This window comes from Streptomyces sp. WG7 (genome assembly GCF_049975785.1).
Taxonomy (GTDB): Bacteria; Actinomycetota; Actinomycetes; order Streptomycetales; family Streptomycetaceae; genus Streptomyces.
In genome coordinates this window covers 30,671-45,139 of sequence record NZ_JBNGGE010000006.1, presented here as the reverse complement: position 1 = coordinate 45,139, position 14,469 = coordinate 30,671, and the positions used below count along the sequence as shown (strand labels likewise).

At 69.0% G+C, this 14,469-nt stretch carries 12 protein-coding genes and 1 pseudogene; 7 read left to right on the top strand and 6 right to left on the bottom strand.

Features of this window, described 5'->3' with window-relative positions:
* Positions 1-6: 6 nt before the first annotated feature.
* Together ACP4J0_RS08805 and ACP4J0_RS08800 are read right to left on the bottom strand one after the other, a co-directional pair.
* Positions 7-1,131: a tyrosine-type recombinase/integrase gene (locus ACP4J0_RS08805; protein ID WP_426598057.1), complete on the bottom strand. Its 1,125-nt coding sequence runs from the start codon at positions 1,129-1,131 to the stop codon at positions 7-9.
* Between the two features lie 428 nt (positions 1,132-1,559).
* Positions 1,560-2,735, bottom strand: coding sequence for a serine hydrolase domain-containing protein (locus ACP4J0_RS08800; RefSeq protein ID WP_426598056.1), 1,176 nt, complete (start codon positions 2,733-2,735; stop codon positions 1,560-1,562).
* Between the two features lie 71 nt (positions 2,736-2,806).
* Here ACP4J0_RS08800 and ACP4J0_RS08795 point away from each other — a divergent pair, with 71 nt between their 5' ends.
* The 5 genes from ACP4J0_RS08795 to ACP4J0_RS08775 all read left to right on the top strand — a co-directional run bounded on the left by ACP4J0_RS08795 (position 2,807) and on the right by ACP4J0_RS08775 (position 8,671).
* Positions 2,807-3,100, top strand: a complete 294-nt coding sequence (locus tag ACP4J0_RS08795; protein ID WP_426598055.1) for a hypothetical protein — start codon at positions 2,807-2,809, stop codon at positions 3,098-3,100.
* Positions 3,097-3,495: an MmcQ/YjbR family DNA-binding protein gene (locus ACP4J0_RS08790; protein ID WP_426598054.1), complete on the top strand. Its 399-nt coding sequence runs from the start codon at positions 3,097-3,099 to the stop codon at positions 3,493-3,495. The genes ACP4J0_RS08795 and ACP4J0_RS08790 overlap by 4 nt, the downstream gene beginning before the upstream one ends.
* Positions 3,492-3,866 carry an MmcQ/YjbR family DNA-binding protein gene (locus ACP4J0_RS08785; protein ID WP_426598053.1) on the top strand — a complete coding sequence of 125 codons (375 nt, stop codon included), beginning with the start codon at positions 3,492-3,494 and terminating at the stop codon, positions 3,864-3,866. The genes ACP4J0_RS08790 and ACP4J0_RS08785 overlap by 4 nt, the downstream gene beginning before the upstream one ends.
* A gap of 307 nt (positions 3,867-4,173) precedes the next feature.
* Positions 4,174-5,286, top strand: a complete 1,113-nt coding sequence (locus ACP4J0_RS08780; protein WP_426598052.1) for a substrate-binding domain-containing protein — start codon at positions 4,174-4,176, stop codon at positions 5,284-5,286.
* Positions 5,287-5,701: 415 nt separating this feature from the next.
* On the top strand, positions 5,702-8,671 hold the full coding sequence (locus tag ACP4J0_RS08775; protein WP_426598051.1) for a GH59 galactosidase: 2,970 nt from the start codon (positions 5,702-5,704) through the stop codon (positions 8,669-8,671).
* 436 nt (positions 8,672-9,107) lie between these two features.
* Here the strand turns inward: ACP4J0_RS08775 and ACP4J0_RS08770 are convergent.
* The 3 genes and pseudogenes from ACP4J0_RS08770 to ACP4J0_RS08760 form a co-directional block, all read right to left on the bottom strand.
* Positions 9,108-9,365 (bottom strand): annotated as a pseudogene (locus tag ACP4J0_RS08770) (hypothetical protein); the annotation flags it as partial.
* Between the two features lie 144 nt (positions 9,366-9,509).
* The gene (locus ACP4J0_RS08765; RefSeq protein WP_426598050.1) at positions 9,510-10,559 is read right to left on the bottom strand and encodes an alanine racemase; all 1,050 of its coding nucleotides are present in this window, start codon (positions 10,557-10,559) and stop codon (positions 9,510-9,512) included.
* A 102-nt stretch (positions 10,560-10,661) separates the two neighbouring features.
* A complete protein-coding gene (locus ACP4J0_RS08760; RefSeq protein WP_426598049.1) occupies positions 10,662-10,979 on the bottom strand; it encodes a hypothetical protein in 318 nt (105 codons plus the stop codon).
* Between the two features lie 423 nt (positions 10,980-11,402).
* Between ACP4J0_RS08760 and ACP4J0_RS08755 the strand changes: the two genes are divergently transcribed.
* Positions 11,403-12,386 carry an RICIN domain-containing protein gene (locus tag ACP4J0_RS08755; protein WP_426598048.1) on the top strand — a complete coding sequence of 328 codons (984 nt, stop codon included), beginning with the start codon at positions 11,403-11,405 and terminating at the stop codon, positions 12,384-12,386.
* A gap of 339 nt (positions 12,387-12,725) precedes the next feature.
* Positions 12,726-13,319, top strand: a complete 594-nt coding sequence (locus tag ACP4J0_RS08750) for a TetR family transcriptional regulator (protein ID WP_426598047.1) — start codon at positions 12,726-12,728, stop codon at positions 13,317-13,319.
* Between the two features lie 110 nt (positions 13,320-13,429).
* Here the strand turns inward: ACP4J0_RS08750 and ACP4J0_RS08745 are convergent, their stop codons facing one another.
* Entirely contained in the window at positions 13,430-14,452 is a 1,023-nt protein-coding gene (locus ACP4J0_RS08745) for an SMP-30/gluconolactonase/LRE family protein (protein ID WP_426598046.1), read from the bottom strand.
* Between the last annotated feature and the right edge of the window lie 17 nt (positions 14,453-14,469).

The following is a 14,469-nucleotide window of genomic DNA, read 5'->3' as shown; positions in this document are numbered from 1 at the left end:
TTCGTGCTACAAGCCTTCGTTCAAGAGCTTCGCAGCGCGCCCGATGGATGCCGGCATGAGGTGCCGGTAGATCTTGAAGGTCATGTTGATGTTTCTGTGCCCCATCCATTCTGCGACGTCTGTGATGGGCATTCCCTGGGCCAGGCAGTTCGAGGCAAAAAAGTGGCGCAAGGAGTATGTGGTGAGCTTCTTGGTGATTCCTGCCCGTTTCTTGGCGGCGCTCCATTGGTATTCGAGTGTGGTGTGAGACCAGTACGGTGAGCGTTGAGTTCGAAGAAGGTACCCGTTCGGATCGGCGCCATGCTTCCCTTCGTAGCGGAGCAACGACTCTCGGACTGTCCACGGCATCGGGGTTTCACGGAACTCCCCGAGCTTTCGGTGCTTGAGCGGTGCCCGCTCGCGTGTCTTGCCTTCGATTTGTTCGGTGATGCGGTAGACGTCGTCGGCGACGATCCGATCCAGATTCGCGGCGTAGGCCTCCCCGTTGCGAAGGCCACAACCGTGCATGAGATCGATGACGAGCCGGAGCCCGTCACCGCTGGCGGCCTTCAAGGTGTGTATCTCGTCCAGGGTCGGGATGGTGATCTTGCGGGGTATGTACTTGGGCGGTATGACACCGTCGAACGGATCGTCCGTGATGCCGCCGCGACGGCGCGCGTCAAGGAGGATCTTCTTCAGGGTGTCGAATGCGTTCTGTTGGGCCGCTGGCCCGACGGAACGTTCCTCCATCGACATGATGAAATCGTCGACGACTGTCGCCGTGAATGTATTGATGCGCCGGGACTCGAGTGCCGGCAGGATCTGGCTGTTGAGTACTTGTGTAACGGAGCGCACGCTCCCAGGGACATAGTGACGCTGCCGGGTCAGCCACGCGGAGGCGTAGCGCCCGAAGCGCTGCTGGCCGATCTCCCGCTTGAGATCGGCCTGCGCGCGGGGCGTGGTTCGCTTCTCTTCGTAGACCTTGGTCAGCCGATCGAGTGCCGCTTGTTGCGTCGAGAACCCAGTCTCCTCGCGTTGGCGGCCGGTGGCATCGCGGTAGCGAATGGCGTACGGGTGGGCGCAACGGTTCTGGCGCGCGCATGCGCAGCTCTTGAAGAAGCTGCCCATTCCGCGGACGAGCTGGGTCGCCAAGTACACGTCTCCTGACTCATGCTGGGAGTTTGCTGACCAAGGGCCTCCGAGCATGGGCCTGACCTGCGGCCGCACCAAACTACGGGACGTTGATGAGCATCCTCACTGGTACCTCCTGGGAAGAGTAGTAGACGGGTCTTGACCTGCGTTTTTGCTGGTGAGGGTGGGTGTTGCCAGTTCTTGGTCCTGGCGGTCCGTAGCGGTCTCGAGCGGGGTCTGGCGGTACTGATGCCGATGTTGGTGACGGTACGTCAGGTCCACTGGGCGGCCGGACCAGGGGGGACGGGAGTCCTCCTGCCGGAAGTATCGACCTTGCGGGAGTGAAGGTCACGTGCCCGGGCGCTCAGACCCGCCCGGGAGGCGGGAGCGGCCTGCCGCCTGCACCGTGCGGCGCGAAGGGCCTGACCGCGGTGCCGAGTGCACGGTGGTCATGTGCTGCGGCACAGAGCGTGGTCGATGAGGTTGCGCAGTGCGTCTTCCTGACGGGCCGCGGTCCGAGGGTCCGCCGAGCGGCTGTGCGCGGAGACGGTGACCGTGCGCCGGCCGTCCGTGGTTGTCGCTGCCCGGATGACGTACCCGAAGCCGCTTCCTCCATGCCCGAGGTAACCGCCGCCGCAGGACAGGGGCGTGAAGAACAGGCCCAGGCCGTCTCGGGTGTCTGCCGGGTGACCACTGTCCTCAGGCACCGGGATCGTGGTCCGCATGGCTGCGAGCTCGGCGGGCTTCAGCAGCCGTCCGTTGGCCAGGGCGGTGAAGAAGCGGTTGACATCGCGGGCCGTGCCGGTCATCGAGCCGTCGGCCCCGCTGTCGAAGGGACGGTAGGGGATCGTGGTGTCGACCATCGGGCCGTCCACGGTGAACTGCTGGTAGTTGGCCGTGTGGGGATGAGGGAGGAAGGGCTTTGTGCCTGGGGTGTCGGTGCGCTGCAGGCCGAGGGGGCGCAGGATGCGGTCGTGGACCTGCTGTTCCCAGGTGCGGCCGGTGATCTCCTCGATGATCATTCCGGCGAGTACGTAGTTCGTGTTGGAGTACGCCCAGCGGGTGCCGGCCGGGAAGTCCGGCTTGTGGCGCATGGCCAGGGCGACCAGTTCTTCGGGCCGGTAGGCGCGCCATCGGTCGGCGAAGTAGGTCTGGGCACTGGGGTCGGGGAAGACGTCGTAGATGTAGTCGGACAGGCCGCTGGTGTGTTGCAGCAGGTCGCGGACGGTGATGGCCCGGCCGTCGTTTCCGTTTCCGGACACGACCCCGGGCAGCAGTTGCTCCACCGTCTGCTCAAGGGAGATCCGCTTCTCACCCACCAGTTGCAGGACGACGGTGGCGACGAACGTTTTGGTGGTGCTGCCCAGGCGCAGGTGGCCGTCGTTCGAGACCGGACGACGAGTGACCAGGTCCCTCACTCCGGAACGAACCGTGATGGTCCGGCGCGGCGTCTCCAGGCGGACTGCCACTCCGGTGACCCCGGTGTCCCGCAGCGCGTCGGCGTCACGCTGCACGGACCAACCCGTGCCGGAGGGGCGTGGCGCGGCCGAAGCGGCAGCGGACGGCAGAGACGACACGGCCAGCGCGAGCACCGCAGTTGACAACCACAAACGGCGAAAGATCATGACCTGAGGCTAGGAACGACAAGGGCCGGCAACCATCCGGGGTACGCCCCTCGTGAACGGGGGCCGGCCGGATGGACAAGCGCACCAGGTATCCGGCATCACCACTGAGCTTCCACACGGGATCACGGCCTCCGAACAGCAGAAAGGCGCTGGCGGCCGGGCTCGTCGCGTCGGCGGGGCACCGGCACGACGAGCCGCCGGCGAACGTGCGTCGGCGGCTGGGCGCGAGCTTCGCGGTGTACGTGCTGACCGGCCTGGCCGGGGCGGTGGCCGCACCGGCCGCTTCAGGGACAAGATGGGGTGTGCCGTCCGCGTCCGTGGCCGACGCCCCGGACGTCCACCACCCGAGCAAGGAACACTCATGAACGGATCGTCCCTGCAGACGTACGCCGCCGAGTGCGCGGAGGAACTCCCCGGAGCCCGGCTGGAGCATCCCTTCGGCCCCGACTGGGAGGTCTTCAAGGTAGGCGGCAAGGTGTTCATGCTCATGACCAGCGTGCCCGGTCGACCGGTCGTGATCCTGAAGTCGGAGCCGGGTGAGGCTGAGGCCCTGCGCGAGACGCACACAGACGTCACCCCCGGCTACCACATGAACAAGAAGCACTGGATCACGCTGGAGGCCGGCGACTCGATCGACAAGAAGCTGGTCAAGGAGCTCGTCACGGAGTCCTACCGGCTCGTGGTCGGCAACCTTCCCCGGTCGGACCAGCCGGTCGATCCGGAAACGTACGGCGCCCACGCCGGGGCTGCGCGACGATGACGATCACCGGAAAGCGGCTCCAGGATGTCGCGCGCGGTACCGCGAACAAGCTGCCCGGCGTCAGCAACGGGCGCCCGTTCACCGAGAAGCTGGATGTCTACAAAGTGGCGGGGAAGGTCTTCCTGATCGTCACGGACGACCCCGACGAGCAGATCATCACCGTCAAGGCCGAGCCTGACCGTGCGTGGTCCCTGCGACAGGAACACGACTGCGTCGGTCCCGGGCGCTACCTCGACAAGCGGCACTGGATCTCCGTGAGCGCGGGCCAGGACATCACCACGGGGACGGTGAAGGATCTCGTCGGCCATTCCTATGACCTCGTCCTGGAATCTGTGCCGAGCAAGCGGCGCCCCCGGGAAGCGGGCCAGTAGCCGGGACGACCGGACACCGCCCGACGTGAACGGCATCACCGAGGCGTCGACGACATGGGCGCGCCCCGCCTTGGCAGAACCACCGTGGACACCCGCGCGACCAGGCGAACGGACTCGTCCGGAGGCAACCACAGGTGAACGGGTGCGGAGTTCTCGTCCCCGGCGGACTGTGTCCTGACGGTCGGGCGTCATGCGACGATGCGGTCGACCGGCGGCGGACGCCGAGCAGCGACGTCGCCCGTCACCGACAGCCGTGATATCGACTGCCCTGCCGCAGACAGCGGCACGGTTCGAAGGAGTGCCCACGATGCCTTTGGCGGCCGAGCGTCAGGAGAGGATCCTCGCCGCAGTGCGCAAGCACGGCACGGTGCGTCTGGCGGATCTCGTGGAGCAGTTGGGTGTCACGCCCGTGACGGTACGCAGGGACGTGACGTTGCTCGCCGACCGAGGGCTGGTGCAGCGCGTTCACGGCGGGATAGCCCTGCCGCACAGAGTTCAGACGCCCCAGACGCGGGGAGTCCCCGGCACGTACGGCCCCATGGCGACTCACGCCCTGGTGGGCATGGTGGTGCCGTCCGTCGAGTACTACTGGCCGCCCGTCATCCAGGGCGCGCACACCGCCGTGGCCGCCGCCCGGGGCCGGCTCGTCATGCGGGCCTCCCGCTGGGAGGATCCGGCCGAGGACCGGCGGCAGGTCAACGCCCTCCTGGAACGGGGTGTCCAGGCTCTTCTCGTCGCCCCCACCACGGCCGGGACTGCTGCCATGGAACTCCTGCGCTGGCTCCGCTCGCTCACCGTGCCCGTCGTCCTCGTCGAGCGCCGCCCGCCTCAGGAACTGGCCACCCTCGCGCTGGACGCCGTGATGACCGCCCATGCGCTGGGCGCGGGCCTGGCGGTGCGCCATCTCGTGACGCTCGGGCACCACCGCATCGCGCTGATCACCACCCACCGGAGCCCCACGAGCAAGGCGCTGCGTGCCGGGTGGCAGGACGCGGTGGACGTGCTCGGACTCGAGTCCCACGAAGGGCTCGACATGGAGGTGCCCTCCTACGGGTCTGCGGGATGGGCGGAGTCGTACACGGACGTGCTCAAGTGGTGCCGTGGTCGGGGAGTGCGCTCGTTGCTGGTGCACTCGGACCGTGAAGCCATCGGCCTGATCGAGCAGGGCCGTGAACTGGGCATCAGCGTTCCGCACGATCTGGCCATCGTGACGTACGACGACGAGATCGGAGCAGCGTCCGACCCGCCGCTGACCGCGGTGAGGCCGCAGAAGTACCGTCTCGGCGTGCTTGCGGCGGAACTGGCGCTGGCGAAGGTGGCCGAGGTCGGCGAGGAGTGGCCGGTCCACCGGCTCGAGCTCTGGCCGAACGTGGTGGTCCGGGAATCCTGCGGCACCGTGCCGACACCGGAGCCGCTGTGAACGGCGGCCGAGCGGCGCGTCCCGTCGTACGCGCTGCCCGACGAAAAGGACGGTTCACCTCACAGCCTTGAGAGGGGTGAAGCCACTCTCCGCGCTTTCCGGTGCAAATACCCCCTAAATCAATGTGCGATGTTGATCGATTTTCTTCGCTTTTGGTTTCAGGTCTGGTGATCGCATACGTGGGACCTCTATTCCTGATGCAGCGTGTTCCGGGCGGGTTCCGCCGGACGCGTGTGCCCGTGTTCTGAGACAGAGGGGGGAGCCTCGTACCCCATGCGGACCAAGCCCACTGCTCCGGTGGTGATGAGCAGGTCGGGTTTCGAGGCACGTTTCGGCCGGTCCCGGCTGCGGTGTCTCGCCGTCTTGGTGTGGCTGGGCGACCCGTATCCCTCCCTGCGACTGGAAGGAGACGCGCGTGACGCGCGTGCGCAGAATCACCAGATGGGTTCCGTTGGCCGCGTCCACGGCCCTGGCACTGGCGGCCGGCTTGATCGCCGCGCCCGCCGCCCATCCCGTGGACAGCCCCGTGGAGATCGTCGTCGACGGGAACGACGTCCGCGCCGACAACGTGAACGGCCTGACCTACAAGGGCCTCGGTCTGCTCAGCTGCAACAGCACGAGCAACCTGCTGATGGACTACAAGGCCGAGCATCCCGAGCGGTACTGGGAGCTGATCAGGGTCCTGTTCGGCGGGAAGAACCCGCTGATCAACCATGTCAAGATCGAGATGGGCTCGGACACGAACACGTCGACCGGCGCCGACCCGGCGACCATGCGTACCCCCGACGAACTCGCCGACGCCTCCCGTACCCCCGGCTTCCAGCTGGCCGCCGACGCCAAGACGGTCAACCGGGACCTCAAGGTGTCGATCCTGCGCTGGACCATGCCCGAATGGGTCCAGAACGAATGGGACAAGGGCACTGGTCATGACGAGATGTACACCTGGTACAAGGAGACGATCCTCGACGCCTACCAGAAGTACGGGTACATGGTCGACTACGTGAACCCGGACACGAACGAGACGCGGAACCCCGACGAAGCCTTCATCAAGTGGTACAAGAACGCGATCGTGACCGACACGGACTTCTCGGACCCGCGCTACGGCATTCCGGCCGAGAAGCGGAAGAAGGTCGCGAAGGCCTACCACGACATCAAGATCGTCGCTTCGGACGAGAACCAGACACACAACATAGGCCCGTCGCTGCTCAGTGACGAACAGCTCTTCGGCATCGTCGACGCGGTGGGCTACCACTACAACACCGACGACCGCCGCGAGGGCAGCCCCGGCAGCGACACGTACCTGCCCTACACCCGCCTGGCGACCGGCGAGAACAAGTACCACCAGGACAAGGAGGTCTGGTACAGCGAGGGAACCGCCTCCTTCGGCTACACCGACCACCGGGTCGCCAACACGGAGGGCCCCAACGGCGCGAGCACCGGCATCGGCGGCGTCCAGAGCACACTCGATCTCGCCAACCGCCTCGTCAAGAGTTACGCCAACTCCAAGCGGACGCACTACATCTTCCAGCCGGCGATCGGGTCCTTCTACGAGGGCGCGCAGTACAGCCACAAGGAGCTGGTCAGCGCCCGTGACCCCTGGTCGGGCCATCTCCACTACGACGCGGCCCTGTACGTGATGCAGCACTTCACCCAGTTCGCCAGGACCGGGTGGGAGAACGACACCAACACGGCGGGCATCTGGCGCACCGTGCCGGAAGCCAGCTACAGCGGCGTGAACGGCACCGAGAACCTCGACGGCTCGAACGGGGCCCCGAGCTACATGACACTCGCCGACCCCCGCAAGAAGGACTTCTCCACGGTCGTCGTGAATGACAGCGACCAGCGGAAGACGTACCGGATCAAGGCCGAGAACATGCGGCTCGGCGATCCCACCATGGAGATCTGGGAGACCCGCGGACCGGACGCGGGCCAGGCCTACGACGCGAACCTCAAGCACCTCGTCGACGAGATCCGGCCCGACGGCGACGGGTACTACACGTACACGGTCGAGCCCCGGTCGATCGTCACCCTCACCACGCTCGACAAGAGCCGCGACAAGGAGACGAAGCGGCGGCTGCCCGAGTCCGGGGACCGCACGGTGCTGGACACCGACGCGACCGGCAAGAAGCACAACACCCGCGACTCCGTCCTGTACGCCGACGACTTCGGCTACGAGGAGGAGGGCGAGGTCGAGGTCGGAACGGCCGACGGCGCCCGCAGGACGTCCCAGCCCTACCTGACGTCGCGCGGCAACCAGCCCCGCTACATGGTCGACCAGACCGGCGCCTGGGAGGTCGGCAAGGACGCCGACGGCGACAACGTGCTGTACCAGTACATGGACCAGTCCATGAAGGACACCCACGCCTGGAACCGGCACACGCCCAACACCACCGTCGGTGACTTCCGCTGGGAGAACTACCGGGCCACGGTCGACGTCTCGTTCCCCGACCCGGACGGCGGGCTCGCGACCCTGGGCGTCCGCCAGCAGAAGGGCATGGCGGTCAGTGACGCCGCCTACAACATCCGCGTCCGCCCGGACGGCACCTGGACGTTCTACGAGTACGGCACGGTGATCGCGAAGGGGACGGTCGCGGCCTCCGACGGTTACCGCCTCGCCATCGAGGCCAAGGGCGCGTCGATCACGGCCTACGTCGACGGGAAGGCCGTCCACACGTACCAGGACCCGACCCCGCAGGCTGGAGGCCGCGTCAAGCTCGGCACCGACTTCTACACGACGGCGTTCGACAACCTGAAGGTCGAAAAGATCGACGGGTACGCGCCCTACGCCACCGCACTGACGGACAGCATGGACGGCTCGGTCACCCACAGCGGCGCCTGGAGCAGGAAGAGCGCCTACGGCGACGCGATGGACTGGTACCGCTCGACGTCGACGAGCCAGACCGCCGGCGCGTCGTTCAGCGTCCCGTTCACCGGTACGGGCATCGACATCATCGGCGGCAACACCGGCAGCGCCGTGTTCGACGTCTACGTCGACGGCAAGCTGATCGCGAAGGACGCCGGGACGGTCGCCTCCGACAAGCGCAGGGCGACGTACGCGCTGCGCGGCCTGCCCGACCGCGCCCACACGGCGAAGTTCGTCCTGAAGTCCGGAACGATCGTGTTCGACGCGTTCACCGCCATATCGGGTGACGTGGACGGCCGGGTGGACACGACACCGATCCGGGACAGCCTCGCCGAGGCGGGACATCCGGTGCGGGCCGACTACACCCCCGACTCATGGGCTCTGTTCGACTCCGCGCGCTCGGCCGCCCGGGCCGCCCTGCGAGGCCAGAAGGGACTGGACACCCTCGGGGCCGCCCAGATCGCCCACCGGCTCGACGAGGCCTTCGCGCGACTGGTACGCAAGGACGCCACCACCCCGTAGCCACCGGGTTCCGGCATCTCCCCGTCCCGCTCCGAGGAGGGTTCAGGGACACGGCGACGGACACGTCCAGCTGACGGTCAGGCACAGCTTCCTGTGCCTGACCGTGACGAGCGCCGGGCCGGGCGGGCGGCGACCCCCGGTGGGGCGAGATGGACGGCGTGGTGGCCCGGACCCGAGCCGATGTGCAGGACGCGGCGGCCGGTGAGGTCACCAAGGACTTCTGCTCCGGGCCCGACCCCGTCCCAGGGCGTCCATGCCATCTGGTCCGGCTTGGGCGGCCTGTAGGCACCGGCCAGTTGACGCGGGCGCCGGGGCTGTGGCTGCCTCCTCCTGGGGGGTGTGCGGGCCGGGCACCGTCGCGCGGATGGACAGGTCCGCATCGAGGCGGCTGTTCATGTCCAGCTCGAACCGGCCGTACGGATTGACGATTGACGTGGGACCAGGACAGCGGTGACAAGGCGATGGGGTCCGCGTCGGTGAGCTTGTCCGCCCACTTCGGATCGGCCAGGACTTCCTGTACCCGCAGCGCGTTGACGTGCCCCGGCGCGGACGGGAGCAGGTGCAGCGCAGGCACGCTGACCTCCTGGTCCTCCTCAGTGATCGCCCGGAACCCGTAGGCTGCCCGGATCCCACCCCGGTGACGCTGAACCGTCTTGCCCTGCCAGTCGTAGGCGACCGACGCCTCCGCCGGCACCTTCGCTAGCTGAGCCACGTACTTCAACAGCCGTACTTCAACAGCATCGCGAACCCCAGCCGGTTCGCCCCCGACTTGTTCCGCAACCGCTTCATGTCGTCTTCGAGCAGCGTTCAGACCTCGATCAGGTACTCCGGCTCCCCGTCACGACGCTGGGACCGGTGGCTCCTCCACGACACGGTCGGGACGTGTGATGGTGTAGCGCAGCTGCACCGCGACCTCCTGGCCGATCTGGGGCGGCGCACCGTCCCCGGGCACCTGCAGGACGGATTCCTGCAGGTGGGGAGGGGCCGCGAACCTGCACCGCCTGCCGTCCCAGAGGAAGGGCGACAGGTGGTGGTTGAGGCAGGCGTGACCGATGCCCGCGACATGGCGGGCACGGTCCCGCAGACCGCTCAGCCTCCTGGGTGCCCTCAGCCCCACCCCGTGCGAGGTGCCGCCCGCCACGACGACGAGATGAGGGCCGGAGAGCGGCTGCCGTCGTCCGGCACCGAACCGCTTCCCCCGGTCCGGGCGTATGAGGTCGAGTATCCGGCTGTGGTACCGGGTGGCCTCCGGGGCTCCGAGCCACAGCTTCGTTCCCGTGCGCAGCCGGAAACGGGTCCGCGGGAACTCGTCGTGCAGCCTGGTCATCTCCTCGGCCGACAGGTGGCTCACGAAGACCTGATGGAGCGGCATCCTTTCCTCGCGCAGTCGCCGTACCCAACAGGCGACCTCTTCGGCCCCGCCGGCGCCGCCCACCCGGTTCAGCGGGAGGTGGATGGAGAAACCCTCGAACTCCCACCCGCTCATCACCGGGCGCAGGGCGGGCAGGTCGGCCTCGGTGATGCCGTGCCGCTTCATGGAGGACATGAGCTCCACCACGACCCGGCGTCCCGCCAGGCCGTCGCAGTGCCCGGGGGAGGAGACGACGCGAACGGTCCGGTCGGACAGTGCCGGGGACGCCTCCCCGTTGCGGTACGGCGTCAGCACCAGGAGGTCTCCGGGAAAGGAGTCCTGCACGAGGGCCGCTTCGTGGACGGTGCCGACGGCGGCGAGTCCGGTGCCGAGCCGAGTCGCTTCCCGCATCAGCCGGTGGAGGCCGAACCCGTAGCCGTTTCCCTTGCAGACCGGCACGAGCCCGGGGAACCGGTCGAGGACACCGCGGTGGTGTTCCTGCCAGCGCACGGTGTCGATGGTGAGTGTGAGTGTCATGGTGTGTCTCCTCGAAGAAACCGCTCGCCGGGGCCGTTCCCGCCGGTGAGCGGCCAGGATGCCGCGCCCCGCTCCCGCTTGTGGCGGTGGGCCGTGCCGGGGTCATCTGGCGGAGAGGTGCAGGAGCCGGGTGGCTCCGTAGTAGTCCTTTCGCGGCATGGCCTCGTCCAGTGGGACCCGTGAGGCGGGTCTGCCGGTCCGTGGGGCGTGGATCACCTCGTCGTCCCCGCAGCGGAGGCCGACATGGTAGACGCGCGTGCCGCTGAGCCGGAAAACCGGGTCGTCCGGCCAGTACGCGTAGCGCACCAGGCTGGAGCAGTCGAACCCCGGGTGACGGCGGCGGCGCGGTGTCCTCGTCGCCGTGCGGCCACCGTCCGGGGCCGGCGGGCGGGCGGAGTTGGCCTCCGGACCGAGGCGCACACCGTCCTGTTCCCCGGGCCGGGCCGCGGGCACCAGGACCGCGCGCAGCCCCGCGATCGGGCTCGTGCTCCGCCTCCGCAGAATCCGCTGGAGGCCCGGCCGGCGGGCATCGGCTGATCGACCTGTGTCGCTGGTCCACCTGCCTCGACGGGGAACGGCGTGAACAGCGGTTGCGCGCCGGGCCGAAGGCGGTGCAAGACCGTGCCGCCGCTTCCTCCGTCGGACAGGCAGGACTTCATCGACAGTGAGCCGAAGTGGACAGAATATGGTCAGAAAATGACCTGTTGCCTGTTCGCGGAACACACGAGAATGAAGGTCGGCCCGGAACGGGCCCGGGGTCCTCCCCACGGCCACCGCACCGCTCGCCCTCTCCCGGAAGGTGACTTCCGGTCACCTTCACCCCTGCACAAGGAGCACGACAGAATGCCGGAACTTCCCAAACGGGACATAGGCCAAGGCCGACGCGTGGGCTCACCGCCGGACAGGCATTCCGGTATCAACGATGCGGCGAAGCTGGCAGCAGCCCGTGCCGCTCTCGCCCGTGCGGCCACGGCCCACCGGGCCGACACCGCGGAAGGCAAGGAAACCGCACCACCGGAGCCGCCCCTCCGTGCCACCGGCCGTGACGAAGGCCCCGCCGCCCCGGCGGCACCGGACGAGAGTCCCCGGCGCGGCCCGCGCCGCCCACCAGCGAAGTGGATCGCCATCGCCGCCGCCGCAGCCGTCGCGGTGACAGCCGCCGCAGTGGCCGTCACGCGCGGTGGGTCCCAGGAGGAGGCCGATCGGCAGCCCTACGCCGCAGGCGGGCCGCGCCAGTCCGATGCGACCGCACCTCGAATCCCCGGTACGGAGCGGTCTCCGAACGCTTCAGCGAGCGCGGACGCGTCGTCCCGACCCGCTTCCAGCAGCTCCGCCACGCCCTCCGGCCAGGCCTCCGACCAGGAAACCCAACCGGGCACGGACAAGGCGGCGGAGCCCGACGCGAAGCCCACCGCGAGCGGGGCGCCGCGCAAGGACGGAACCGACGGAGGAGGCGACCCGGCTCCCGGCCCCGGGAAGGCGCTCGCGGTCGAAGCCTCCGGCAACTGCCTCACAGGCGCCGGCTCGGGTTCCGAACTGGTGGTCGCGGCCTGCACCGGCGCGACCTCCCAGTCGTGGAACACCGGGTCCGGCACGGCACTCCAGCAAGGTGGCCTCTGCGCGACCGTCACCGGCACCGCGGACCGCACACCAGTGGTCCTCACACCGTGTGACCGGTCGGCGGCTCAGCGGTTCAGCCTGTCAGGACAAGCGCTGCTGTCCGCGTCGAGCGGTAAGTGCCTGGACCTCTTCGGAGGCGCGTCCGGCACCCAGGTGGTGCTCTGGGAGTGCAACGGCCGTGACAACCAGCGGTGGAGCAGTACCTGACCATCCCTCACCTGGGCCGGCGGCCTGCCCGCCGGCCCAGGCGAGCGGGCTGCGCAGGGCGGTGCGGGCGGCCTCCGCGCGGTGGCCAGGGCCTCGCCCCGAATCCCGCAACCGCGAGTACCTGCGGAGCTCATGAGCCGGCGTCGTACCGAGAGGTTCGGTTGCGGACCCGTCGCTCCGTTGCTCCGGCGGAGAAGCCGGCCAACCACCGCGGGAAGGCCGAGGTGGCACTCGCGGCGGCCGCGGACCGACCCCGGGCGCGGGCCGGGCGCCGGACCGCGCCTGCTTCGCCGGTATCCACCTGGTTCCGTCCGAGCGCCTGCCCGATATTCTCCCGGAATGACGCAGCAACCCACGTCCGACGAGCGGCGGCCCGCCAGCGGAGGCCAGAAGGCCGCCGCCCGCAACCGGGCCGCCCTCATCGCCGCTGCCCGGGAGATCTACGCGGAGCACGGGCTGGACGCTCCGCTGTCCGCGATCGCGCGCCGGGCAGGCGTGGGTCAGGGCGTGCTCTACCGGCACTTCCCGGACCGGTCCGCCCTGGCCATGGCCGTGCTGGAGGAGAACGTCCGGCAGATCGAGCGGGCAGCGGCGTCGGACGGTGTGGACCTCGCCCAGGTGCTCGGTGTGCTGACCTGGCACCAGACGGAGTCGACCGCTTTCGTCGGCGTCCTGCACGCCGACGGCGCGGCCAGTCGCTCCGGCACCCCCGCCTACGCGGTAGAGCTGTCCCAGCGGGTCGAACGCGCCCTGCGCCGGCTTCTGCCCGCCGGCCATCCGCTCGCCTCGCAGCGGGAGGACCTGATGATCGCCGTCGGCATGGTCTCCGGAGCCGTCACCGGCCCCACCCGCGAGCACCGGGAACGCCGGGCACGGGCGGCGTGGCGGTTGCTCGGTGTCGAGGTGGGTCCGGTGCGCCCCTACGAGGAGTGAGGTGCGTCCCCACGGGGAGTGAGGTGCGTCCCCGCGAGGGGTGAGCCCCGCGCGTCCCTGCGGGGAATGAGCCCGGCGCGCCCTTACGGGAGTGGGCGCGGGCGGCGGCATCAGCCGCCGTTGGACTGCCGTACTCCTTCCGCCAGCGCGTCGAACGTGTACAGGTAGCCTCCGTCCGGCCCGCTGACGGTCATGTAGGCCTTCCTCCCGCCGGGGGCGATGGCGACGTTGGTCGCCGATTCGAGTCCTTCGGCGGCGCGGGCGGGCACCTCGACGGTCGCCAGACGGTCGCCGTTCTCGCTGTAGACCGCCATCGCGGGCCGGCCGTGCAGCCCCTGGTAGAGATTGCCGTCCGCGTCCACCGCGATCGAGTCGGTCTGGGCGACCCCGCCGTCGACCCGGACGGCGGTGTGGCGCGACGCCACGTCGCCCTCGCCGTCGAGGAGCAGGTAGGAAATGCGGTTCTGCGTCAGTTCGCTGAACCACAGCCCGCGGTAGTCCGCGTCGAAGGAGATGCCGTTCGGGGCGGACAGGCCGTCGGCCAGGACGGTGGCCTTCTTCCCCGAGCGGTCGATCCGCACCACGCGGCCCTTCGCCTCCCCCTCGGACATGCCGCGGGAGTCGCTGACGTACAGGTTGCCCTCCCGGTCGAAGGCGAGGTCGTCGGGGTTCATCCGCGCGCCGTCGACCTCGCCGGAGAAGAACGTCCGCGGATCGCTGCCGTCGGGGGCCAGGCTCACGATGTCGCCGTGGGAGAAGTCGGTCAGGTAGATCCGTCCGTCGTACGGGCTGAACTGGGCCGAGGTGTAGGTGCCGCGGGCGTCGGTGTGCACCTGCTCGGAGGTCTTCTTCCGGACGTCGACGCGCAGCACCTTCGGCTCGCCGGCCGGCGCGGTGACGTCGACGACGAGCAGCCTGCCGTCCTCGTCGAAGACCGGGCCCTCCAGCAAGGTCATCCCGGTCTGCTGGTGTACCTGCGTCAGCCGCATGACCTGCTGTGCGCGGATGGTCCGGTCCGCACGGGCGCCACCCGGGTCCGCCGTGGACCCGCTGGTCTGCGTACCGCAGCCCGCGAGGGCCAGCACGCCGATCGTGGTGAGCCCGGCGAGAGGCCGGATCGGGAGTCGTCGCATGCGAATCACTCTTCCTG

Coding starts and splice junctions, on each gene's coding strand:
- ACP4J0_RS08785 (WP_426598053.1), top strand. CDS start 3,492: ATGACGATCACCGGAAAGCGGCTCCAGGATGTCGCGCGCGGTACCGCG.
- ACP4J0_RS08745 (WP_426598046.1), bottom strand. CDS start 14,452: ATGCGACGACTCCCGATCCGGCCTCTCGCCGGGCTCACCACGATCGGC.
- ACP4J0_RS08750 (WP_426598047.1), top strand. CDS start 12,726: ATGACGCAGCAACCCACGTCCGACGAGCGGCGGCCCGCCAGCGGAGGC.
- ACP4J0_RS08800 (WP_426598056.1), bottom strand. CDS start 2,735: ATGATCTTTCGCCGTTTGTGGTTGTCAACTGCGGTGCTCGCGCTGGCC.
- ACP4J0_RS08780 (WP_426598052.1), top strand. CDS start 4,174: ATGCCTTTGGCGGCCGAGCGTCAGGAGAGGATCCTCGCCGCAGTGCGC.
- ACP4J0_RS08790 (WP_426598054.1), top strand. CDS start 3,097: ATGAACGGATCGTCCCTGCAGACGTACGCCGCCGAGTGCGCGGAGGAA.
- ACP4J0_RS08795 (WP_426598055.1), top strand. CDS start 2,807: ATGGACAAGCGCACCAGGTATCCGGCATCACCACTGAGCTTCCACACG.
- ACP4J0_RS08765 (WP_426598050.1), bottom strand. CDS start 10,559: ATGACACTCACACTCACCATCGACACCGTGCGCTGGCAGGAACACCAC.
- ACP4J0_RS08755 (WP_426598048.1), top strand. CDS start 11,403: ATGCCGGAACTTCCCAAACGGGACATAGGCCAAGGCCGACGCGTGGGC.